This window comes from Roseateles microcysteis (assembly GCF_036880965.1).
Taxonomy (GTDB): Bacteria; Pseudomonadota; Gammaproteobacteria; order Burkholderiales; family Burkholderiaceae_C; genus JAUASW01.
Genome location: NZ_JBAJMV010000001.1, coordinates 687,863 through 710,741, shown reverse-complemented (window position 1 = coordinate 710,741; position 22,879 = coordinate 687,863). Strand labels below are relative to the sequence as shown.

The 22,879-nt window shown below is 66.7% G+C and carries 20 protein-coding genes; 12 read left to right on the top strand and 8 right to left on the bottom strand.

All coding sequences use genetic code 11. The features are described 5' to 3' along the window. Position 1: 1 nt before the first annotated feature. The 5 genes from V3596_RS03290 to V3596_RS03270 are packed head-to-tail and all read right to left on the bottom strand — an operon-like array spanning position 2 to position 4,801. Complete coding sequence (locus tag V3596_RS03290) at positions 2 to 784, bottom strand: ABC transporter permease (protein ID WP_334276166.1); 783 nt, start codon at positions 782 to 784, stop codon at positions 2 to 4. Further along, positions 781 to 2,883: an ATP-binding cassette domain-containing protein gene (locus V3596_RS03285; protein WP_334276165.1), complete on the bottom strand. Its 2,103-nt coding sequence runs from the start codon at positions 2,881 to 2,883 to the stop codon at positions 781 to 783. Before V3596_RS03285 ends, V3596_RS03290 begins: the two co-directional genes overlap by 4 nt. Before the next feature lie 9 nt (positions 2,884 to 2,892). Further along, positions 2,893 to 3,561: an ABC-2 transporter permease gene (locus V3596_RS03280; RefSeq protein ID WP_334276164.1), complete on the bottom strand. Its 669-nt coding sequence runs from the start codon at positions 3,559 to 3,561 to the stop codon at positions 2,893 to 2,895. Beyond that, the gene (locus tag V3596_RS03275; RefSeq protein WP_334276163.1) at positions 3,558 to 4,457 is read right to left on the bottom strand and encodes an ABC transporter ATP-binding protein; all 900 of its coding nucleotides are present in this window, start codon (positions 4,455 to 4,457) and stop codon (positions 3,558 to 3,560) included. The genes V3596_RS03280 and V3596_RS03275 overlap by 4 nt, the downstream gene beginning before the upstream one ends. Continuing rightward, positions 4,454 to 4,801: a GntR family transcriptional regulator gene (locus V3596_RS03270; RefSeq protein WP_334276162.1), complete on the bottom strand. Its 348-nt coding sequence runs from the start codon at positions 4,799 to 4,801 to the stop codon at positions 4,454 to 4,456. The genes V3596_RS03275 and V3596_RS03270 overlap by 4 nt, the downstream gene beginning before the upstream one ends. 138 nt (positions 4,802 to 4,939) lie before the next feature. On the opposite strand from V3596_RS03270, the gene bla reads away from it, so the two are divergent. The 12 genes from bla (at position 4,940) to V3596_RS03210 (ending at position 19,191) form a co-directional block, all read left to right on the top strand. Next, the gene (gene bla, locus V3596_RS03265) at positions 4,940 to 5,812 is read left to right on the top strand and encodes a subclass B3 metallo-beta-lactamase (protein WP_334276161.1); all 873 of its coding nucleotides are present in this window, start codon (positions 4,940 to 4,942) and stop codon (positions 5,810 to 5,812) included. Positions 5,813 to 5,842: 30 nt separating this feature from the next. Then, positions 5,843 to 6,022, top strand: coding sequence for an oxidoreductase-like domain-containing protein (locus tag V3596_RS03260; RefSeq protein ID WP_334276160.1), 180 nt, complete (start codon positions 5,843 to 5,845; stop codon positions 6,020 to 6,022). A gap of 234 nt (positions 6,023 to 6,256) precedes the next feature. Continuing rightward, entirely contained in the window at positions 6,257 to 7,894 is a 1,638-nt protein-coding gene (locus V3596_RS03255; RefSeq protein WP_334276159.1) for a TldD/PmbA family protein, read from the top strand. A 14-nt stretch (positions 7,895 to 7,908) separates the two neighbouring features. Beyond that, positions 7,909 to 9,246 carry a TldD/PmbA family protein gene (locus V3596_RS03250; RefSeq protein WP_334276158.1) on the top strand — a complete coding sequence of 446 codons (1,338 nt, stop codon included), beginning with the start codon at positions 7,909 to 7,911 and terminating at the stop codon, positions 9,244 to 9,246. Positions 9,247 to 9,265: 19 nt separating this feature from the next. Next, on the top strand, positions 9,266 to 10,906 hold the full coding sequence (locus V3596_RS03245) for a TldD/PmbA family protein (protein ID WP_334276157.1): 1,641 nt from the start codon (positions 9,266 to 9,268) through the stop codon (positions 10,904 to 10,906). 6 nt (positions 10,907 to 10,912) lie between these two features. Then, positions 10,913 to 12,247 carry a TldD/PmbA family protein gene (locus V3596_RS03240; RefSeq protein WP_334276156.1) on the top strand — a complete coding sequence of 445 codons (1,335 nt, stop codon included), beginning with the start codon at positions 10,913 to 10,915 and terminating at the stop codon, positions 12,245 to 12,247. An 8-nt stretch (positions 12,248 to 12,255) separates the two neighbouring features. Next, positions 12,256 to 12,879, top strand: coding sequence for a DUF4159 domain-containing protein (locus tag V3596_RS03235; protein ID WP_334276155.1), 624 nt, complete (start codon positions 12,256 to 12,258; stop codon positions 12,877 to 12,879). A gap of 2 nt (positions 12,880 to 12,881) precedes the next feature. Further along, positions 12,882 to 13,886, top strand: a complete 1,005-nt coding sequence (locus V3596_RS03230) for an AAA family ATPase (protein ID WP_334276154.1) — start codon at positions 12,882 to 12,884, stop codon at positions 13,884 to 13,886. A gap of 5 nt (positions 13,887 to 13,891) precedes the next feature. Then, positions 13,892 to 14,776 (top strand): DUF58 domain-containing protein, encoded by an 885-nt coding sequence (locus tag V3596_RS03225; RefSeq protein ID WP_334276153.1) that lies wholly within the window; start codon positions 13,892 to 13,894, stop codon positions 14,774 to 14,776. Then, positions 14,773 to 15,759, top strand: a complete 987-nt coding sequence (locus V3596_RS03220; RefSeq protein WP_334276152.1) for a hypothetical protein — start codon at positions 14,773 to 14,775, stop codon at positions 15,757 to 15,759. Before V3596_RS03225 ends, V3596_RS03220 begins: the two co-directional genes overlap by 4 nt. Continuing rightward, positions 15,743 to 17,737 carry a hypothetical protein gene (locus V3596_RS03215; protein WP_334276151.1) on the top strand — a complete coding sequence of 665 codons (1,995 nt, stop codon included), beginning with the start codon at positions 15,743 to 15,745 and terminating at the stop codon, positions 17,735 to 17,737. The genes V3596_RS03220 and V3596_RS03215 overlap by 17 nt, the downstream gene beginning before the upstream one ends. Further along, entirely contained in the window at positions 17,734 to 19,191 is a 1,458-nt protein-coding gene (locus V3596_RS03210; protein WP_334276150.1) for a hypothetical protein, read from the top strand. Before V3596_RS03215 ends, V3596_RS03210 begins: the two co-directional genes overlap by 4 nt. On the opposite strand, the gene V3596_RS03205 is transcribed toward V3596_RS03210, so the two are convergent. Genes V3596_RS03205 through V3596_RS03195 form a run of 3 tightly spaced genes read right to left on the bottom strand, consistent with a single transcriptional unit; the run spans position 19,141 to position 22,783 of the window. Continuing rightward, entirely contained in the window at positions 19,141 to 20,400 is a 1,260-nt protein-coding gene (locus V3596_RS03205; RefSeq protein WP_334276149.1) for an MFS transporter, read from the bottom strand. The genes V3596_RS03210 and V3596_RS03205 overlap by 51 nt on opposite strands. Beyond that, positions 20,397 to 22,277 carry an arsenic resistance N-acetyltransferase ArsN2 gene (gene arsN2 / locus V3596_RS03200; RefSeq protein ID WP_334276148.1) on the bottom strand — a complete coding sequence of 627 codons (1,881 nt, stop codon included), beginning with the start codon at positions 22,275 to 22,277 and terminating at the stop codon, positions 20,397 to 20,399. The genes V3596_RS03205 and arsN2 overlap by 4 nt, the downstream gene beginning before the upstream one ends. Further along, the gene (locus V3596_RS03195; RefSeq protein ID WP_334276147.1) at positions 22,268 to 22,783 is read right to left on the bottom strand and encodes a MarR family winged helix-turn-helix transcriptional regulator; all 516 of its coding nucleotides are present in this window, start codon (positions 22,781 to 22,783) and stop codon (positions 22,268 to 22,270) included. Before V3596_RS03195 ends, arsN2 begins: the two co-directional genes overlap by 10 nt. Between the last annotated feature and the right edge of the window lie 96 nt (positions 22,784 to 22,879).

The window sequence follows — 22,879 nt, the reverse complement described above, 5'->3', positions numbered from 1 at the left end:
TTCAGCCCTTGCGCTTGAGCCTGTAGATCGCCACGCCGCTGCACAGCACCGTGAAACCCAGCAGCACGGCGGCGGCGATCTCGGGCGGGATGAAGCGGAACTTGTCCACCCCGCCCGCTGCGAAGACGAGCTGGTCGAGGTGGAACTGCGGCCAGACCGGCACCTGGAAGTGCATGGACTTGGGCAGCGGGAAGAACACGCCCGACAGATAGAGCCCTGGCAGGTAGACCAGGTTGGCATAGGCCGGCGCGGCCGTGCCGCTGACCAGCGAGCCCAGCATCACGCCGAGCGCACAGAAGGGGATGGTGCCGGCAACCAGCACGGCGCTCATTGCCGTCAGCTGCGAACCGCTCAAATGAGCCTGGCCTGTTGATGCCGCAACGATCAGGATCGGCAGATAGGCCAGCACGCCGCACATGACGCCTGCCACCAGCTTGCCCGCCAGCCAGGCGCCGGGCGGCGCCGGCTGAGCGCGCTTGAGCGTCAGGAGGCCTTGCTCGCGCTCCTGCGCCAGCAGTGGGCAGGTGGCGAAGAGCGCGGCCATGGTCACCGCCATCAGCGAGAAGCCGGCAAACATGTAGCGGCCGGCGTCCGGGTCCTTGGCCACCATCTCGCCGGCGACCGCAAAAGCGAAGAGCAGGTAGAAGGCGACCGGCAGCAGGAGCACAGGCAGCGCGAACGCGGGTGAGCGCAGCAATCGGATCAGCTCCAGGCGGATCTCGAAGGCATAGGCGTTCGCCTTTCGATGGGCCGGCATCGGCAGGGCCTGGCTGGTCGTGTTCATGCGGCCTCCTGGGTCAGGGCGTTGAATGCATCGTTGAGCCCGGCCTGCTTCACTTCGAGGCGGGTGAGCGTGGCGTCGGCGGCGAGCAGGCGGCGCACGACGGACTCGGCGTCGGTCGCCACGACGGCGAGCCTGTCCTTGTCCTCCCTGGCTTCGACAACGCCCGGCCAGGTCTGAACTTCTCCGGCGCCCAACGAGGTCTGGCAGGAGATGTGGCGTCGCGAGACCAGCGAGCGCATGTCTTCCACGCTGCCCGAGGCGATGACGCGGCCCTTGCCCAGCACCGCGACGCGGCTTGCCAGCGCTTCTGCTTCTTCGAGGTAGTGGGTGGTGAGCAGGATGGAGCAGCCTTCGCGCAGCAGGGCGCGGATGTTGTGCCACAAGGCTTCGCGCGCCTGGATGTCGAGCCCGACCGTGGGCTCGTCAAGGAACAGCACCTTGGGTCGGCCGCAGATCGCGATGGCGAACTGCACCTGCCGCTTCTGGCCGCCCGAGAGCTTGCCGTAGGGGCGTTTGGCCAAGGCCGTGATGCCGACGCGAGCCAGCGCTTCATCCACACTCAGCGGATGCTCGTAATAGCTGGCGGACAGCCCGACAAGCTCCCGAACCTTCAGGTCCTTGGGCAGCTCCACGTCCTGCATCATCACGCCCAGGCCCCGGCGTTGTTCGATGTCCTGCGGCGAGCCGCCGAGCAGCCGCACCACGCCGGTATCCGCATCATTCAGCCCCAGCCACAGCGAGATCGCGGTGGACTTGCCGGCGCCATTGGGGCCCAGCAGCGCCAGCAGCTCGCCGCGCTTGAGTTCCAGGTCCACGCTGCTCAGCGCTTCGAGGGCGCCATAGCGCTTGGACACGGCGCGCAAGGAGGCGACCACATCGCCGGCAGGCTCCACGGGCACTGCCGTCGCGGTCACCGCATGGCGTGGATAGGCCTTGCCGTTCAGCACCTTGCCGATCACCGTGGAACGGACCAGGTAGTGGTAGCTCAGGAACAGCGGAACGAGACTGGCGAGCACGACGAAGGGGAACTTCAGGCTCCAGTGCAGGGGCCAGTCGCCGACCCAGACCTGCAGCGCCACCACCACGGGCAGGTGCGCCAGATAGATCCAGTACGACGCGTCGGCGACATAGCGGCGCGCGGGGCTGTGCCCCGAGAGGAAACGCAGCGCGAGGCCGGTGAGGGCGAAGGTCCACGCCCAGGCGGACACGCCGTAGGCCAGCGCAAAGATGGCCTTGGCGTCCTTGGGCATCGCCATCGGCGGCTGCGTCTTCATCAGGTACAGGCAGACCGCCGATGCCGTGATCGCCAGCAGCAGATGGGGCAGCCAGCGCGCCGTGAGCGCCTGCAGTGCGCCGGCGGACCGATGCACCAGCCAGCCAAATGCAAAGGCGGTGCCGAAGCCGACCGTGGCCGGCAGTTGTGGGACCAGTGTCCGGTCTGGCGTCGGTATGCCAAGCCAGGGCAACCAGGCGGGCAGGGACAAAAGGCTGGCCACCAGCGGCAGGCCGAGCAGCAAGGCGCCCAGCGGCCAGCGCAGCGAGGTGACGACGGCCTTGTCCGCCAGGGCGCGCAGGGTCTCACGCGGATCCAGCTTCGCAACGAGGCCGCGTATCAAGAGCGCCCCGGCATAGAGCCACAGCAGCTGGTAGAGGAACCACAGATGGAACAGCGGCAGCGCACCGAACTCCTTGCCCATCTCCGGTGGTGCCGGCGGTGCGCCGTTGAACATCTTCTGCAGGCCCAGGTACCAGACGAAGATGATGGCCGGGAAGAGCAGCAGCCAGCCAACGATCATCGGCACCGCAATGCGCTTGCCGCGGTTGGCCCAGAAGCCGGCCGTGCCGGCTCGCTGATGCAGCAACCGCGCGAAGTAGCCGGCGATGAAGAAGAACAGCAGCATGCGGAAGCTGTGCGCCACGAAGCCGGCGTCGGCCAGGAAGGCGCTCGGCGAGTTGTCGTTCATCGCCCAGAGCCCCTTGGGCATGTCGGGCAGGAAGGACAGCGTGGCGTGGAAGGCCACGCCCAGCAGCAGCGCGAAGCCGCGCAGGGCGTCGAGTGCGTGGAGCCGCTCGGAAGTGGATGCTTGCGGATGACTCATCGCCGGACCTCAGGAAATGTCACGCCGGCGCGCGGCGAAAAACAGGGGCAGGCACAGCACCAGCAGCGTGAGGCCGACTTCAGCGCCCAGCACCTGCCAGAAGCTTGTGCTCCAGACCGGCGCGGCCGCGAGCATGTTGGATGCGATCTCGGGCAGGCGGCCCACGCCCATCATGAAGAGCGTGACCGACATATTGGTCAGGATGATCACGCCGCCCATGCCCGCGTCCGAGCTGATGTGCAGGGCGCTGGCGAGCACCAGCACATAGTTCAGGAGCAGGTAGAAGCACAGCAGCAGGGCGTAGATCAGGAGGCCATCCGGAATGCCGGGCATCCAGAGGATCAGCCCCGCCGCACCGGCCGTCAGCAAGGCCCAGGGAATGAAGAAGCACAGCAGCAGGCCCAGCAGCTTGGCGCGCACATAGTCGCGCGGTGAGAGCGGCAGGCTCATCACGAACAGCAGCGCGCGGTCCTTGCGTTCCTGCGAGACGCCGAACAGCGCCAGCATCGCGCCCAGGGCGATCACGGCCGTCATCCACAGCAGAAAGCCGACGTTGAACGCCACCTCGCCGCCTGCAGCAACCACCAGGCCCACGAGGCCCGCGGCGACGACGCCGATCAGCAGCCAGCGGTAGAGATAGAGCTCCTTGAGCACGAGCTTGCGCATGACGGTGTTCATTGGCCCAGCGCCTCCCGCGCTTCCCGGTTGTGCATGACGGTGGCGACGAAGATCTCTTCCAGGCTCATGCGCTGCACGGTCTGAACGCTGCTGGCGAAGCGGGCCAGCAGCTCGTCGGAATAGCGGTTGGTGGTGAGTGTGGCGAAACCGCCATCGCGCTCGCTGCGCACGATCTCGGCAAAGGCCGGCAGGGCTGCGCCTGCAGGCAGGCGCAACTGGATGCGGCGCCAGCGCTCCAGGAAGTCTTCCTTGTCGCTGGCGGCGACCACGCGGCCGCGGTCGATGAAGCAGATGCGGTCCGAGATGCGCTCCACGTCCATCGTGTTGTGCGAGGAGAAGAGGATGGAGCGGCTGTCGTCGCGCAGCACGTCCATGAGCTCGGTCAGCAGCTCATGGCGGGCCACCGGATCGAGGCCCGAGGTGGGCTCGTCCAGCACCAGCAGGCGAGGGCGGCGGGCCAGCGCCAGCAGCAGCAAGGCCTTGACCTGCTCGCCGCTGGAGAGGCCCTTCATCGTCTGCGCGGCATGCAGGTTGAAGCGCTTGAGAAGCGTAGCGGCATAGAGCGGGTCCCAGCCCGGGTAGATGGAGGCGATGAACTCCATGTGCCAGGCCAGCGTGGCATGCGGGAACAGGCGCATGTCGTCACTGACGAAGGCCACGTCGCGCTTGGCGGCGGCTTGGCTGTCGGGCATGGCATGGCCCATCAGGCGTATCTCGCCGGCCTCGGGCGCGAGCAAGCCCATCAGCAGCCGGATGGTCGTGCTCTTGCCGGCGCCATTGGGGCCGACGAGGCCCATGATCTGGCCGTGCTCCAGCTCCAGCGAGACATCGTCCAGCGTGAAGAAGCGGAAGCTCTTGCGCACGCCGCTCATCTCTATTGCCTTGGCATTGCTCATTGGGCTTCCCCCTCGTCGCGCATCGCTTGGCGCAGTCGGTCTATCAATTCGTTGTGCTTCATGGCGAGGCTGCGGGCGATGCCGGCGGCGGCGCGGAGATGGGTGTCGAGTTCGGCGTGGTGCATGCCGATGGCCAGGTCTTGCGCATCTGCCACGAAGGAGCCTTTGCCATGCCGCGTGACGATCACACCTTCTGATTCCAGGTCCAGATAGGCGCGCTTGACCGTGATGACGCTGACCTGCAGGTCGGCCGCCAGCGCCCTGATCGAGGGCAGTTCCTTGCCGGCCGGCCAGTCGCCTGCGGCAATGCGCAGCCGGATCTGCTCCATGATCTGCAGGTACATCGGCCGCGCATCGGCCTGGGAAATGAGAAGTCCACTGTGCATAATATATATACATAGTATGTGAACAGACCGGCAGTGACAAGCCGTGCCCCCTGTTTCGCGGGGTAAATTGCCGGCATCCGTTTCAAGAGCCTCCTCATGCGCCTCACTGCCCCGCTCACTCTCACGCTGCTTCTTGCCAACAGTCTTGGTGCCCAGGCCCATGAGCCGCTGCCGCAGTTGCAGGCCTACAAGGTCCAGCCGAGCTGGCTGACGCCCATCGAGCCCGTGCAGATCAGCGACCACGTCTGGCAGATCGGCACGGCCAACATCACCGCGCTGCTGGTGAAGACCGAGCAGGGCGCGCTGCTGATCGACGGCGGCATGCCGCAGGTGGCGGGCCTGCTGCTGGCCAACATGAAGAAGCTGGGTGTGGCGCCGGGCGATCTGCGCTACATCCTGCATTCGCACGCTCATGCCGACCATGCCGGCCCATTGGCCGCGGTCAAACGTGCCACGGGTGCACAGCTGATCAGCAATGCCGAATCGGCGGTGCTGCTGGCGCGCGGCGGCAGCAACGACATCCATTTCGGCGACGACATCCTCTTTCCGCCGGTGCAGGCCGACCGGCTGCTGCAGGACGGCGAGGCGATCAAGCTGGGCGGCATGACCCTCACGGTCTCGTTCACCCCGGGCCATACGCCGGGCAGCATGAGCTGGTCCTGGACCGACACCCGCAAGGGCGCTGCCGTGCGAACCGTGTACGCCGACAGCCTCAGCGCGCCCGGCTACCAGCTGGTGGGCAACCCGGCCTATCCCAAGCTGCTGGAGACCTATCTGCGCAGCGCAGAGCTGGTCCGCAAGCTGCCTTGCGACTTGCTGCTGACGCCGCACCCGGATCAGAGCGGCTGGAACTATGCCGACGCCGCCCAGCCGCATCCCAGGCCCTTGACCTGTGCGGCGTACGCCGATGCGGCGCAGCAGCGCTGGAAGCAACAGGTGCAAGAGCAACAAGCCAAGCCCAAGCCCTGATCTTCAGCCCTTGCCGGACAATCTTCGCCAATGACCGCCGAAGCCATCCCGGACGCCGATCCCATGCCCCAGCCTCCCTTCCAGCCGGACCTCGATGCCTGCTGCGGCAACGGCTGCGACCCCTGCATCTTCGATCTGCACGACCTGGCGATGGACGAGTACCGGCAGCAGATGCGGGCCTGGCGCGAGCGGCATCCGCAAGCGGTGTGAGCCAGCAGCACTAGCCTATCCCGGCTCGGCCTGCAATCGGACCTCTCCCTCGGTGCAATCCGGCACTGCAAGGCGCGGGCGAGCCTCGACATCATCCGTGCGCCTGTCATTGCGTCTGCGGCGCTGAAGCGGCATTTTCGCTGCTATGGTTGCCGCCGTTCGTGCGGGTCCCGCATTCAAGAAATATCCGTGCCCCGTTTGGCCGCTTTGGCTACCGCTTCAGGAGAATCTTCCATGGAACGCCGTTCTTTCCTCAATGTCAGCGGCCTCGCCGTCGGTTCCTTGCTCTTGCCCGTGTTCGGGCGTGCGGTGGCCGCCGAAGAGCTGATGAGCCCGCTGGCGGTGAAGTTCAAGAAGACGCTGGCGGATGTGGCGCTCAATGCCGCCACCAGTGCCGGCGCGAGCTACTGCGATGTGCGCATCGGCCGCTACCTGAACCAGTTCATCACCACGCGCGAGCTGAACGTCGAGAACGTGGTGAACACCGAATCGGCCGGCGTGGGTGTGCGCGTCATCGCCGGTGGCGCCTATGGCTTCGCGGCCACCAACGACATGTCGCCCGACTCGGTGGCCAACGCCGCCCGCCAGGCCGTGGCCATCGCCAAGGCCAATGCCAAGCTGCAGTCCGAGCCGGTGCGACTGGCGCCGGTGAAGGGCGTGGGTGAAGTCTCCTGGGCCACGCCGATCAAGAAAGACTGGCGCGCCGTGCCGATCAAGGACAAGGCCGAGCTGCTGATCGCTGCGAACAAGGCCGGCATGGATGCAGGTGCCAGCTTCATGCAGTCGGTGATGTTCCAGGTCAACCAGCAGAAGTACTTCGCCTCGACCGACGGCTCCTACATCGACCAGGACGTGCACCGTTTGTGGATGCCGGTGTTCGCCACGGCCGTGGACAAGTCGACCGGCAAGTTCCGCTCGCGCCAGGGCCTCTCGTCGCCCGTGGGCATGGGCTATGAATATCTGGACGGCAAGGCCGAAGACAAGGTGCAGGCCGCCGGTGGCGTGGCCACGCTCTACAAGAATTCCTACGACCTGATCGAGGACTCGCGCGCCTGCGGCCGCCAGGCCAAGGAGAAGCTCACCGCCAAGTCGGTGGAGCCAGGCAAGTACGACCTCGTGCTAAGCCCCGAACACATGTGGCTGACGATCCATGAGTCGGTCGGCCACCCGACCGAACTCGACCGCGTGCTCGGCTATGAGGCCAACTTCGCCGGCACGAGCTTTGCCACGATGGACAAGTGGAAGAGCAAGAAGTTCAAGTACGGCCACGAGCGCGTGAACATCATTGCCGACAAGGTCGTGCCCGGCTCGCTGGGTGCCGTCGGCTACGACGACGAAGGCGTGGCCGGCCGCCGCTGGGACATCGTCAAGGACGGCATCCTCGTCAATTACCAGGCCACCCGCGACCAGGTCCATATGCTGGGCGAGAACGCCTCGCATGGCTGCTCGTATGCCGACAGCTGGAGCAGCGTGCAGTTCCAGCGCATGCCCAATATCTCGCTGGCCGCCGGCAAGGCGCCTTTGAGCCCGGACCAGCTGGTCAAGGACGTCAAGAAGGGCATCTACATCGTCGGTGCCGGCTCCTTCTCCATCGACCAGCAGCGCTACAACTTCCAGTTCGGCGGCCAGCTGTTCTACGAGATCAAGGACGGCAAGATCGGCGCGCCGTTGGAAGACGTGGCCTACCAGTCCAACACCACGGAGTTCTGGAATGCCTGCGCCGCGATCTGCGATGAGCGCGACTGGCGCATGGGCGGCTCCTTCTTCGACGGCAAGGGCCAGCCTTCGCAGTCCAGCGCGGTGTCGCACGGCTCCTCGACCACGCGCTTCAACGGCGTGAACGTGATCAACACCGCTCGCAAGATCGGCTGAGGCAGGAGCATCTGATGAAACTCCTGAGCTCCGAAGAAGCCAAGCGCCTGTGCGACAAGATCCTGGCCCTGTCCAAGGCCGATGAATGCACGGTCAACCTGGGTGGCAGTCGCACCGGCAACATCCGTTTCGCCCGCAACAGTGTTTCGACGGCAGGCCTCGTGGAAGACACGCAACTGGCGGTGTCCGTCGCCTACGGCAAGAAGCAGGGCGTGGCCACGATCAATGAGTTCGACGACAAGTCGCTCGAGAAGGTGGTGCGCCGCGCTGAAGACCTGGCGCGTCTGGCGCCGGAGAACCCCGAGTTCATGCCGGCGGTGGGCAAGCAGAGCTACAAGACCACCCCCACCTTCAGCCAGAAGACGGCCGACATCGATGCCGACTACCGCGCTCAAGCCGCGGCCTACACAATTGAAGCCTGCCGCAAGAAGGGCCTGACCACGGCCGGCTTCTTCACCGACCAGACCGCCTTCTCGACCGTGGCCAACTCCAACGGCGTGTTCGGCTATCAGCAGAGCACCGGCCTGGACTTCACCTGCACCGTGCGCACCGAAGACGGCCGGGGCTCCGGCTGGGTCAAGCGCACTGCCGGTGATGCAGCGCGCTTCGACGCGCGTGAAGCGGCGGATGTGGCCATCGAGAAGGCCATCCGTTCGGTCGAAGCCAAGGCATTGGAGCCGGGCCGCTACACCGTGATCCTGGAGCCGGCTGCCACGTCCGAGCTGATCGGCTTCATGCTGGGTGGCTTCGATGCGCGCCAGGCCGACGAAGGCCGCAGCTTCCTCTCGAAGAAGGGCGGCGGCAACCGCAAGGGCGACAAGCTGTTCGACGAACAGGTGAACGTCTGGGCCGACCCCTGGGACAAGGACGTGGGCGTGCTGCCCTGGGACGGCGGCTCGATGCTGGCCCGCGAGCGCACCGATGTGATCAGGAACGGCCGCGTCAATGCGCTGGACTATTCGCTGTTCTGGGCCAAGAAGCAGGGCGTCAAGCCCACGGCCGGTCACGGCAACATGATCATGGCGGGCACGAACAAGAGCACCGCCGAGCTGATCGCGAGCACCAAGAAGGGCGTGCTGGTGACCCGCACCTGGTACATCCGCCTGGTGGACCCGCAGACCGTGCTGCTGACCGGTCTCACGCGCGACGGCACCTTCTACATCGAGAACGGCAAGATCCTGCATCCGATCAAGAACTTCCGCTTCAACGAGAGCCCGGTGACCATGCTCAACAACATCGAAGAGATCGGCAAGCCGGTGATCATCGGTGGCGACGAGGTGCCGTACCAGATGATGATTCCGCCGATGAAGGTGCGGGACTTCAACTTCACGTCGCTTTCCGATGCCGTCTGAGCCCATCCCTAAGAGTTGTATGGAGAGGCGTCGTTTCCTGAATCTGTCCGGCGTTGCAGCCGGTTCGCTCCTGGTGCCGGTGATGGGCCGAGCGGTGGCGGCCGAAGAGCTGATGAAGCCGGCGGCGCCGGTTTTCGTCAAGAAGCAGCTGGCCGACGTGGCGCTCGATGCGGCAACAAGGGCCGGCGCGAGCTACTGCGATGTCCGCATCGGCCGCTACCTGAACCAGTTCATCACCACGCGTGATGTGCGGGTCGAGAACATCGTCAACACCGAGTCCATCGGCGTGGGCGTGCGCGTGATCGCGGGTGGTGCCTATGGCTTCGCATCGACGAACGATCTTTCGCCCGATGCGGTGGCGGGTGCGGCTCGGCAAGCCGTGGCGATTGCCAAGGCCAATGCCAGGCTGCAGAGCCAACCCCTGCAGCTTGCGCCGGTGAAAGGCGTGGGCGAAGTGGCCTGGGCCACGCCGGTCTTGAAGGACTGGCGCCACGTGCCGATCAAGGACAAGGCCGACATGCTGATCGCGGCCAACAAGGCGGGCCTGGAGGCCGGTGCCAGCTTCATGCAGTCCTCGCTGTTTCAGGTCAACCAGCAGAAGTACTTTGCCTCGACCGATGGCTCCTACATCGACCAGGACGTCCACCGCCTCTGGTCGCCGATGACGGCCACGGCCGTGGACAAGGCCACCGGCAAGTTCCGCACGCGCGAGAGCCTGGCATCGCCTGTGGGCATGGGCTTCGAGTATTTCGATGCCAGGCCGGAAGACAAGATACAGGCCGCTGGTGGCGTGACCACGCTTTCCCGCAACAGCATCGACCTGCTGGAAGAGGCACGCCACTGTGGCCGCCAGGCCAGGGAGAAGCTGACCGCCAAGTCCATCGAGCCGGGCAAGTACGACCTGGTGCTGAGCCCCGACCACCTGTTCCTGACCATCCATGAATCGGTGGGCCACCCGACCGAGCTGGACCGCGTGCTCGGCTACGAAGCCAACTACGCCGGCACCAGTTTCGCCACGCTGGACAAGTGGCAGAGCAAGCAGTTCAGGTTCGGCGCCGAGCGCGTCAACTTCTTCGCCGACAAGACCACGCCCGGCTCGCTGGGGGCTGTGGGCTATGACGACGAGGGCGTGGCCTGCAAGCGTTGGGACATCATCAAGAACGGCGTGCTGGTGAACTACCAGGCCACGCGCGACCAGGCCCACATCATCGGCGAGAGCGCCTCGCATGGCTGCTCCTATGCCGACAGCTGGAACAGCGTGCAGTTCCAGCGCATGCCCAATGTCTCGCTCGCCGCCGGCAAGGAAAGGCTCACGCCCGACGAGATGGTCAAGGACGTCAAGAAGGGCATCTACATCCTCGGCCGTGGCTCCTACTCCATCGACCAGCAGCGCTACAACTTTCAGTTCGGTGGCCAGCTGTTCTACGAGATCAGGAACGGCAAGATCACGGGCCCCGTCGAGGACGTGGCCTACCAGGCCAACACGCAGGAATTCTGGAACGCCTGCAGCGCCATCTGCGATGAACGCGACTGGCGCATGGGCGGCTCCTTCTTTGACGGCAAGGGCCAGCCCAGCCAGGTCAGCGCCGTGTCACACGGCTCCAGCACCACCCGATTCAACGGCATCAACGTCATCAACACCGCTCGCAAGATTGGATAAGAGACCATGAAAGCAAAGATCACGCAGGAACAGGCCAAGCTCATCTGCGACAAGGTGCTGGCGCTGTCCAAGGCGGACGAATGCCGCGTGTCGATCCAGGGCAGCCGCACCGGCAATATCCGCTATGCGCAGAACAGCGTCTCGACCGCCGGCCTGAACGAAGACATGCAGATCAATGTCAGCGTGGCCTTCGGCAAGCGTCAGGGCACGGCTTCCTTGAACGAGTTCGACGACAAGTCGCTGGAGAAGCTGGTGCGCCGCGCCGAAGACGTGGCCCGCCTGGCGCCCGAGAACCCCGAGTTCACGCCGGCTGCGGGCAAGCAGCAGTTCAAGGCCTCGAACACCTTCGCCAAGACCACGGCGGCCATCGACCCCGAGTTCCGTGCGCAGGTGGCCGCCCACAGCATCGAGGAAAGCCGCAAGAGCAAGTTGCAGGCGGCGGGCTTCTTCATCGACAGCTCGGGCTTCGAGGCGATTGCCAATTCCAACGGTGTCTTCGGCTACCAGGAATCCACCAATGTGGACTTCACGGTGACGACCCGCACCGAAGACGGCCGCGGCTCCGGCTGGGTGGTGCGCAGCGCCAACGATGTGAGCCTGTTCGACCCGCGCGAAGCTTCGAACGTGGCCATCGAGAAGGCCTTGCGCTCGGTCGATGCCAAAGCTCTGGAGCCGGGCCGCTACACGGTGATCCTGGAGCCGGCGGCTTCCAGCGACATCCTGAGTTTCATGTTCGGTGCTTTCGATGCGCGTCAGGCCGACGAAGGCCGCAGCTTCCTCGCGAAGAAGGGCGGCGGCACGCGCCTGGGCGAAAAGCTCTTCGATGAGCAGGTCAACGTCTGGGCCGACCCCTGGGACAAGGACGCCCCGGTGCGCCCGTGGGACAGCGGCTCGATGCAGGCCCGTGAGCGCCAGAGCATCATCAAGGACGGCAAGATCGAGTCGCTCGAGTACTCGCCGTTCTGGGCCAACAAGAAGGGCATCAAGGCGCCCGGCCGCAATGGCAATGTGATCATGGCCGGCGGCAGCAAGTCGCTTGCCGAGCTGATCGCCTCGACCAAGAAGGGCGTGCTGGTCACGCGCACCTGGTACATCCGTTCGGTCGATCCGCAGTCGGTGCTGGTGACCGGCCTCACGCGCGACGGCACCTTCTATATCGAGAACGGCAAGCTGATGTACCCGATCAAGAATTTCCGCTTCAACGAGAGCCCGGTCACGATGCTCAACAACATCGAGGAGCTGGGACGCACACAGGTGATGGGAGGGGGCGGCCGCCGTGCGGTCGTGCCGGCGATGAAGGTGCGGGATTTCAATTTCACCTCGCTGTCCGACGCGGTCTGAGCTGAGGCATGGCGGCCGGCTTCGACTTCTACTTCACCCGCCTGATCTACGAATCCGGCGACTGGGATGTCGACATCCGCATGCCCAGCAATGTGTTGAACTCGCTGGTCGAGTACACGACGCTGCGGGTTGATCCGGTGGAGCGGGTGGTGGCGCTGTCGGACCCCAAGATGCTGGAAGCCCCGTTCTGCTACCTGGCCGGGCACAAGCTGGTGCAGTTCACACCGGCCGAGCGCAAGAACTTCGAGCGCTATGTGAGGGGTGGCGGGTTCCTCTTCGTGGACGACTGCAACCACGACATCGACGGCCTGTTCGCCAAGTCCTTCGAAGCCGAGGTGGCGCGCATGTTCGGCGGCAACGCACTGCGCAAGATCAGCAACAAGCACCCGATCTACTCGAGCTTCTTCAAGTTCGACGGCCCGCCCAACACCGGCGTGGAGCTGAATGGCTGGGGCGACGACCTGGTGCACGACTACCTGAAGGCCGTCGAGTTCAACGGCCGCATCCGGCTGCTCTACAGCAACAAGGACTACGGCTGCGAGTGGGACTACGACTTCCGCAACAAGCGCTGGCTGGCCATCGACAACACACGCTTTGCCGTCAACATCGTTCAATACGCATTGGGAGCCTGAACTTGTCTGAACTGAACGCCCAAGACTGGAGTGAAGCCGAAGTTGCTTCGCTGACCGCCAAAGTGGGTGAACTCACCGCCAGCATGTCGCGCGTCATCATCGGCCAGGCCGAGGTGATCGAGTCGCTGGTGATCTGCCTGATCGCCGGGGGCCATGCGCTGGTGGAAGGCGTGCCTGGTCTCGGCAAGACGCTGCTGGTGAAGTCGCTGGCGCAGGCCACCGACATGCAGTTCCGCCGCGTGCAGTTCACGCCCGACCTGATGCCCTCCGATATCGTCGGGACCGAGATCCTGGAAGAAGACCAGGCCACGCACCAGCGTGTCTTCAAGTTCCAGCGCGGCCCGGTGTTCACGCAGGTGCTGCTGGCCGACGAGATCAACCGCGCGCCGCCCAAGACGCAGTCCGCGCTGCTCGAAGCGATGCAGGAGCGCTCGGTCACCTTCGCCGGCCAGACGCACCGGCTGCCGCAACCCTTCTTCGTGCTGGCCACGCAGAACCCGATCGAGCAGGCCGGCACCTATCCGTTGCCCGAGGCGCAATTGGACCGTTTCCTCTTGCGCATCGACGTGGGTTATCCGAGCGAAGACGAGGAAATGCAGATGGTCTCGCGCACCACGCATGCGGGCCTGGCGGACGCCGTGCCGGCGATGGACGTGGCCACCCTGATGCGCCTGCAGCAGCTGGTGCGCGACGTCGAGATCGGCGATCACCTGCTGCGCTACGCCACCCGCCTCGTGCGCGCCACGCGGCCGCAGGAGAGCACGGTTGCCAGCGTCAAGAAGCATGTGGGCTGGGGCGCCGGCCCGCGCGCCGGCCAGGCCCTGGTACTGGCGTCCAAGGCGCGCGCACTGATGCACGGCCGCCTGGCCGTCACGCGAGACGACATCGCCGCCATGCTCTTGCCGGTGCTCGCCCACCGCGTGCTGCGCAACTTCGAGGCCGAGGCCGATGGCGTGGCGATAGCCGAGATCCTGGCGGCGCTGCGCAACGAGATCAAGGTCGACTGATCACCATGCTGGCGACGGCCTCGCTGCTGGCCCAGACGGCCGACCTGGACCTGGTCATCCGCCATGTGCTGGCGGGCCTGGGCCATGGCCTGCATGCGGGTCGCGAGCGGGGCGCGGGCGTTGAGTTCTCCGAGTACCGCGCCTATGTGCCGGGCGATGAATGGCGGCGCGTGGATTGGAAGCTCCTGGCCCGCGTGGATCGCTACTACGTGCGCGAAGCCGAGCGCGACAGCCATGTGGCGATCTGGCTCTTGCTGGATGCCAGCGCCTCGATGGCCGAGCCCAGCCGCAGCATCGAGGGCCTGACCAAGCTCTGGTTCGCGCGCACCGTGCTCGGCTGCATTGCGGCCGTGGCTCAGCGCCAGGGCGATGCCTTCGGCCTGATCATTGCGGGCCAGGACCGCGTGGCCTTCACGCCGGCCTCGCGCGGGCCGCGCCAGCTGCACAAGGTGCTGGCGCAACTGAGTCGGGTGGAGGCGGGCGGTGGTTTGCCAGATGAGCCGATGCTGCGCGCCCACCTGCATTTCGCACGCTCGCCGAGTTTGATCTTCGCAGTCAGCGATTTCCTGGACTGGCCGTCGCCGCTGTCCGAGGCGCTCTTGCGCTTGCGCCATCTCTCGCATGACGTGCGCTTGCTGAGCCTCTCCACGCAGGCCGAGAAAGACGCCAGCTTCGCCAGCGGCGGCGCCTACCGCGACCCTGAGCGGGTGGAAGGATTGCATCGCTTCGATGCCGAGGCCAAGGCGGCCTACCGCAGCGCGCGCAGCGCTCACTTCGATGCGGTGAAGACCCAATGCCGGCAGCACGACATGCCGCTGCTCACGGCATCGATCGAGCAGGCTGTCGGCACGGTGCTGCGTCGCTGGCTGCAATTGGCGGGGCGGGCATGACGAATGCATTCGCTGCCTGGTGGTGGGCCTTGCCCGTGCTGCTGCTCCCAATCTGGTGGCACCGCGAGAAGCACCAGCGCCTGCGCGCCGAGCTGCTCGCCACCGCGCGTTTCCTGCCCAAGGCGCCGCCGCAGCAGCAGCGCGTGTGGGTCTGGGTCGAACGCCTGCTGCTCCTGCTGCGCTGTCTGCTGCTGCTGGGCGTGATCGCCTGGCTGGCCGATGTGGCCTTGGCCTGGCGGGGCGACACCGTCCTGGTGACGCGTGGCGCCGATCCGGCTTGGGTCGAGGCGCAGATCAAGGAGTCCGGCATGCAGGACGTGCGGCGCCTCGAGCTGCCCGAGGGCGATGCGCTCGCCTGGCTGGCCGCGCACGAGCGCGAATGGCAGGCCGGGGCCCGATGGCTGCTGCTGGCGCGTGGCGATGCCGTGCCCATGGCCGCCGAGGCGCCCACGCTGGCCCACAAGCTGGCGCTGCGTGTGCAGCCACTGCCAGTGCCCAGCGAGAAGCGGGAGCGCCGCATTGTCCTCGCGAGCGACCGTGCCGACGAATGGCGCGCCTTGTTCAAGGCCTTCGAGAGCGCAGGCCAGGGGCGTGACCGCTACCTGTTCGACGAGACGCCGAGCGACAAGACCGAGCTGATCGTCTGGGACAAGCCCGAGCCGCCCGATGCGCGCTGGCGGTCTCCGCTGTGGTGGGCAACCGAGCGCAGCAGCTTGAACAAGAAGGCGGGCGCGCGCAGCACCGTGCTTGCGGTGGATTCCGCAGCCCTGCAGGACATTGATGGCGCGCGGGCGCTCTACCAACGTTGGCAGGCGATGGCGCAAGCGCCCGAGCCCCATGCCGCACCGTCGATGACACTGCAGGCCGCCGCAGGCGCCACGCCGGCCCTGCTGCCGATTGACGCGCTGCACGCCTGGCTCGCGCCGCTGCTGGCCTTGCTGTTCGCGCTGGAAAGGGGGCTCGCGCATGCGCGCCGCCGCTGACGCCTACTCGGCCTTGCAGCCACGCCTCTTGCGCGCGCTGATGGCGCGCCGTTGGCCCTGGTGGCTGGCGCTCGTGCTGCCCTGGCTGCTCTTGCGCTCCTGGCCAGGCCTGCTCGTCGCGCTGCTGGTGCTGGGCTTTGATTTCTGGCGTCTGCGCCAACGGGCGGAGCGCCAATGGCCGCGCTGGCTGGATGCCGCCGTGCCGGCGCTGGAAGACAGCAGCGCCTTGCTGCAGCAGGGCACCGACACAGCAGGGCCGCTGGCCCGTCTGCAGCAGCAGCGTCTTCTGGGCCGGCTCGCACAGGCGGTCGACGCCGCGGCGCTGCGCCGCATCGCCAGCGTGCAGGCCCGCTTCGATAGGCGCTGGTTGGCGCTGAGCTTTGCGGCAGCGGCGATGCTGTGGCTGTGGCCGGGGCAGTCGTCCGGTCTTGCACCGCAGGCGTTGCCAGCATCGGCGGCGGCTGCCAATGAGCTGCTGCTGCAGGTCACGCCACCGGCCTACACCGGCTTCGCCGCCTACGAGACCGCGCCCAAGGCCTTGCAGGTGCCCGAGCACAGCGAGATCCGCTGGTGCCTGAAGACCGAGCCGGCCAATGCTGCTGCCATCGAGCTGAGTGACGGCAGCCGCCTACCGTTCGCGCCGCGCTGCGCGAGCTGGCAGGCCAACGAGGCGATGTTCTGGCGCTGGCAAGGGCAGCGCTACACGGTGCTGGTCACGCCCGACGGAGCGCCGCGCATCGCCATCGAATCGCCCGATGAACTGATCCAGGTGCTGGCCCGCGACGCGCGCTCGGCCCGCATCGCCGTGACCCTCAGCGATGACTACAAGATCGAGCGGGCCAGCCTGCACCTGACGCTGGCGCGCGGCAGTGGCGAGAACATTCGCTTCAGCGACCGCGAGCTGCCCATGCCGGTGAGCAGCGACCCGCGCCAGCGCCGCTGGGACAAGACCTGGCTGCTCTCCGAGCTGGGCATGGAGCCGGGCGACGAGCTCTACTTCTTCGTGCGCGCGGCCGACAACGCCGCGCCGCGCCCCCACATCGTCAGCTCGCCCACCTACACGCTGCGCCTGCCCGGCCTGCAAGCGGCCGAGACCGAGAGCTCGGCCCTGCCCATGCTGGTCAAGCCCGAGAACCTGCGCAGCCAGCGCCAGATCATCATAGACACCGAGCAACTGCTCAGCGAGATGAAGGCCAACCCGCGCTTCCCGCCGGGGCAACTGCGCGCGCGCAGCGAGGCGATTGCGGCCGACCAGTCCCGCCTGCGGCTGCGCTACGGCCAGTTCCTTGGTGAGGAGTCCAGCCTTTTTGGGGACGACCATGGCGATGAGCATGGGGGCGAGCATGGGAGCGAGGAGAAGCAGGACATCCTCCACCGCTTCGGCCATGCGCACGACCAGGCCGAGAACGCCACGCTGTTCGATGAAGCCACCAAGAAGATCCTGCGTCGCGCGCTCTCTGCCATGTGGGATGCCGAGAAGCAGCTGCGCGCGATAGCGCCGCAGCCGGCCTTGCCGCATGAATACAAGGCGCTGGAGGCGATCAAGCAGCTGCAGCAGGCCGACCGCATCTACCTGCACCGCACCGCCTTCGCGCCACCGCCGATCAAGGAAGAAAAGCGCATGAGTGGCGATGCCGTGGGCACCGCACCCTACCGCCGCGAGCAGGGCGCCATGCCTGAGACCGTGCCCGCGCACCTGCGCGAACTGATGGCCGCGCTGGCCAGCGAGCAAGCGGCGCTGCCCGCGCTCTGGAGCCGCACCGCGCAGGATTGGATACGCGAGCGCATCCGCGCCGACGAAGACCGCCTCGCCGCCCAGCGCGCGCTGCAGGACGTGATGGATGGCTGCGCCAATTGCCGGCCCGCACTGCGCGCCTGGCTGCGCGGCAGCGTTACCGAAGCTGGCGTTCGCCTGCAGGCCGAGCCGTCCACGGCCACGCCCTTCAGCAAGGCCTGGCAGCAACGGAGCGAGCCATGAGCGGGGCGCTGCTCATTGCCGGCGTCGTCGGCCTGATTGGCGCGGTGAGTGCGATGCTCTACCTGCGCGCGCGCCAAAGGATCAACGCAGCCCTGGTCCTGCTCGCGGCAGCGGGCCTCGCCTTGCTGATCGCCGAGCCCACCATGCCAGGCGAACGCGCGCAGGCCTCCGCGCCAGCGCCTTCAAGCGAGCCCGGCATCCAGCTCGACTTCCCGCGCCAGCTGGCCCTCGGTCGCACATTCAGCTTGACGCTCAAGCGCAGCCAGCCGCTCGCGAGCTGGCGTCTGCAGTTGCTCGATGAAAACGGCAGCCTGCTTGCGCAGACCAGCGCCAGCGGCGCCGAGGCCTCGGTGAGTTGGCTGCCGCCGGTGGCTGAAGCCATGGTCTTGCAAGCCCGGGTGCTCGATGCCGCCGGCAAGCCGCTGGAACAAGGCCCCGTGCCGTTGGACGTGCAGGAAAGCGCGCCGCTGCAGGTCCGGGGCCGCTTCGGTGCACCGTCCTTCGACGCGCAGGCGCTCAACCAACTGCTGCTGGCCAGCGGCGCCAACCTCGATTGGCAGCTCACGCTCGGCAAGACCGTCACCCGTGCCGAAACGCCGCGCAGCGCCATGGCCACGCCCGAGCTGATCCTCATCGATGCGGCCCATTTTGAGAGCCTCGCTGCCAGCGCGCGCCAGGCCTTGCTGGCGCACGTGGAGCAGGGCGTGCCGCTGGTCGTGCTGGCCGGCAATGCGCGCGATGCCGGTGTGTGGAGTCGCGAGCTGCAACTGCCGCTGGCGCCGCAAGGGCCCGCGACCTTGCAGCCCCTGCCTGGCTTGGAGTTGTCGTTCGCTGCGCTCCGGCCCTCGATCAGCGCACGCGGCGCCTGGCGTGCCAACGCGACCGACAGGCCCTGGCTCTGGCAACGCCGCTGGCAGCACGGCCGCATCGTCTGGCTGGGCCTCACCGATTGGCACCGCCATGCAATCAGTTCGCCGCAGCTGCTCGGCAGCTGGTGGCAAAGCGTGCTCGATCAGGCGGGCCTGCGTCAGCAGCGCGAGGCGCAGTGGGTGTTCCCGGATGCGATGCCTCGGGCCGGCGAGCGCACGGTGGTCTGCCTGCGTGGTGGAGCGGGCGAACTGGCGGCGGAGGCCCCCGCAGACCGAGTGCGGCTCCAGCTGCAGCGGCGTGCGGATCGCGCTGACGATGCCTGTGCTGCGCTTTGGCCGCGTTCAGCGGGATGGCTGGTGATCGCGCCAGCGGAGGGCAAGCTCGCGGCGGCGCGGATGTATGTCTTCGGCAAGGATGCTTGGCCGCAATGGCAGCAGGCGATCAAGCGCGAGGCGGCCGTGGTGCAGGCAGCGGATCTGGCGCGTGCGGTGTCGCAGTCGGCTGCTGCTTCAGTGCCCGCATGGCTGCTCGGGCTACTGTTTGGTCTTGGAGCGTTGGCGCTGTGGTGGCGGGAGCGTCGGTGATGTTTGGTTCAAGGCAGCTTGTTGTTGCTGCAGCGGCTTCTTTTGAAGCTGTCCCACGGCCATGAGCGTGCCGAATGCGAGCAGCCCCAAAGCCGTGGTGAGCCACAGCGCTTGCCCCTGCCATCGATCCAAGGCGATGCCGAACAACCAAGGCGCAAAGGCCTGAGCAATGCGCGCGGGCAGCATGAGCATGCCTTGGCGATGGCCATAGCCTTGGGCACCAAAGAGCACCAGTGGCAAGGTTCCCTTTGCGATGGTCAGCACGCCGTTGCCTGCGCCATGCAGCACACCGAAGGCAATGCCCGCGGGTGCCCCGAGGATCAGCAGGCCAAGCGCGCCCAGCGGATGTGTCAGCGTTGCCAGTCGAGCCGACAGCAGTGGGTGCACTCGGCGCAGGAAGCCGAACTCAAACAGGCGTGCGGCGACCTGCGATGGACCGATCAGTGCAGCGATGCCGACGGCGCCTGCCACGCCAATGCCGAACCCTTGCAACAGGCGCGGGAAATGCGCGGCCATGGCCGTGCTGGTGAACCAGGTTGTGGCAAACACGAATGACAAGGCCAGCACCGGCGCGAGTCCCGGTTCAGCGATCGCTGGCTCATCTTTCACATCGGCCGTCGCCGCAATCAATTCCTGCCCTGTCTCGGCGCGCGGCAGGCTCAGATTCAAGGGCAGACCGACCATCACATGCAACGCGGCCCAAGTCCAGCAGGCTTCACGCCATCCCCACTGCGCACTGACCCAGGCGCTCAGCGGCCACCCCACGGTGCTGGCGAATCCGGCAATCAGGGTGATGCCGGTAATCATGTGGCGAGACTCCATCCGGTGCAGCCTGACGATGGTGGCGAAGGCGGCTTCGTACAAGCCGCTGCCCATGGCGATGCCCATCACGACCCAGGCCAGCAGTACACCGGTGAAGCTCGTGCTGCCGGCCATCAAGGCCAGGCCTGCAGCGAAGAGCAGACTGGTGCCTGCCAGCACCGGCCGGCCCCCGTGCTGGTCGATGAGGCGCCCGGCCCGAGGGCCGATCAAGGCTGAGACGATCAGCGCAACAGAGAAGGTCGCAAAGATGTCCGGCGCACTCAGCCCCAGCGAGCGGGCCATGGGCTGTGCCAGCATCGCCGGGAGGTAGTAGGACGAGGCCCACGCCAGTGTCTGGGCAGAGCCCAGCGCAATGACGGTCGCCGTCCGCCCTGTTCGCCTGCTCATCCGCAGCATCTCGAGGCGGCTGCAGCAGTCGCCGGCGCGGGCTTTGGGCCGCAGCACGACGATGCAGCCGGCTGGCTTGCAACGACGGGCGTCACAGGCTTGGCGGCCAATGATTCGGCAGCGGGCGCGCCGCAGCAGGCCTCGCTGCCCGCGTCGGAATCCGTCGGGCCGATCGAGCAGACCCCTGTCTCTGGCAGGTCCAGCTCAACCCTGTCGGCTGCCTCAAGGTCGCCCGCCAAAGCCGCCACAACGGATCGCGCCTGCTCGAAACCGGTGGCCATCAGGAAGGTCGGTGCTCGGCCATAGCTCTTCACGCCGACCGTGTAAAAGCCCGGCTCGGGATGTGCCAGCTCGCGATGACCGTGGGGCCGCACCGTCCCGCAGCTGTGCAGGTTCGGGTCGATCAAGGGGCCCAGTGGCTCGGTGGATTCCAGCCAGGGGTCCAGCTTCAGGCGCAACTCGTTGCTCAGGCTCAGGTCCGGGCGCTGGCCGGTCGCACAGATGATCTCGTCGATGCCCGCTACTTCGACTGGCTGGCGCCGTGCATCGATGCCATGTACCGAGAGTTGCCCCGAAGGCTCCTGCCGAATCTCGGTGATGCGCACGCCGCTGAAGAACTCCATCTCGCCGCTGTCACGCAAACGCCGCAGCGAACTGCCCAGTTCGCCTCGGGCCGGCAACACATCGGCACTGCCGCCACCGAAAGCCCGCTGCAGAGCGGGCGAGCGAACCGCCCAGGCCAAGCGGGTGCCGGGCGATTGCTTGGCAAGGTCTGCCAGGTACAGCAGTGCGTTGGCCGCCGAATGGCCGGCACCCACCACCAGGGTCCGCTTGCCGGCATAGCGTGCGCGCTGCGAGCCGGCGATGTCTGGAATGCCGTAGAAGACTTGCGCGGCCACCGCGGCCTCGCCAATCGCAGGGAGCCCGTTGGCGCCGATGGGATTGGGGGTGCCCCAGGTGCCCGTTGCGTCGATCACGGCGCGAGCACGCAATTCCTGCTCGCGCCCGTCCTGGACAAAGCGAACCACGAAGGCGGCCTGGTCGCGGCCGGTGGTCTTCACCTTGTCGTAGCCCTCGCGGCTGATGGCAAGCACGCGCGCTCCGAGCTTCAACGCCCGGGCGACCTCCGGCAGCGCGGCGAACGGTTGCATGACTCGATTGACGATGTCCGCGGCATGGGGCAGTTCGGCCTCTGGCGGCGCCGTCCAGCTGGTGGGTTTCAGCAGCCGCGCCACGGCAGCATCAACGTTGTATCTCCAGGGCGAGAACAAGCGGACATGACCGTAGTCCAGGAGGTTGGCACCGACGCGGCTCCCGGCCTCCAGCGCGACGAAGGGCAGACCTCTTTCGATCAACTGGGCCACGGCAGCGAGGCCTACTGGACCTGCACCAAGCACCGCGATGGGCAGGTCAGCCTCCACCTCGGGTGCCTCGTGCAGGGTCAGGCTCATGAAGGCGGCACAGGCTGGGCAGGCGCCCTGGAACTCCGCCGAGGCCTTCAAGGCAGCGGGAGCGTCTTCCAGCTTGCCGCGCTTGAAACCGTACAAGGCGAAGTATTCCGGTGCGGTGACGGTCAGCAGATGGAGCGAAGCGATATCGCGCGCCCGCGCCTGTTGCAGCATGGTTTGCAAGAGCAGGCGGCCGATGCCTTGCTTGTGCAGGCCGGGCGCCACGGCCACCGAGCGCAGCAGCGCCAAGGAGCCATAGACCTCGGCGCCGGCGCAGCCGACGACCTCGCCGTTCGAGACGGCAAGCACGTAGGTGGAGAGGTGGGCTTGCGCACCCTCCGTTGGAAGCTTGTTGGTCAGCAACAGGGCCTCCACGGCGGGCCAGTCGGCGGCGCCCGCCTGGCGCAGGGAAACTTGGTTCAGCAACATGACGGTTTGTCCTTGACGTCTTTGGCTTCAGGCGGCGGGAGGCAGCAATTGGCGGCCTGGTCTTCGCGCAGGGCCTGGAGCAGCAGCAGCAGTGATTTCTCGACGGCAGCGCGGTTGCGCTCGCCCAGGCGTCGCAGCAGTTGTTCGGCATGGGTGTCGAGGGTGTCGTTCAGTTCGTTGACGGTGCGCACGCCGTCGGCGGTGAGCGTGACGAGCCAGCTCCTTGCGTCTAGCGGGTTCGGCTCCTTGGTCACCAAGCCACGGGCTGCCATGGCCTCCACCGCGCGTGACACCCAGCTCTTCTCCAGGCTCACCCGTGTGCCCAGCTCGGACAATGGCAGGGGCCCGGACCGCCCCAGCTCGGTCAGCAGATGGCACTGCGTGCTGGTCGTGCGGCAGCAATCGGCCACCACGCGCTGTGCTCGGGTGTAGAGGCGCGCAACCTCGCGCAGCAGGCTGCCCGGGCTGGATTCGGAGAGGGCTTGCGATGGGGACGTCTCGGGCATTTGGATGTGAATAGCAACTTTCCGCTCGCATGTTGAAGCCCACTATTCTGGTTGTCAATAGCAACTATTTAGGTTGAAAGAAGCGGGGCTGCGCCC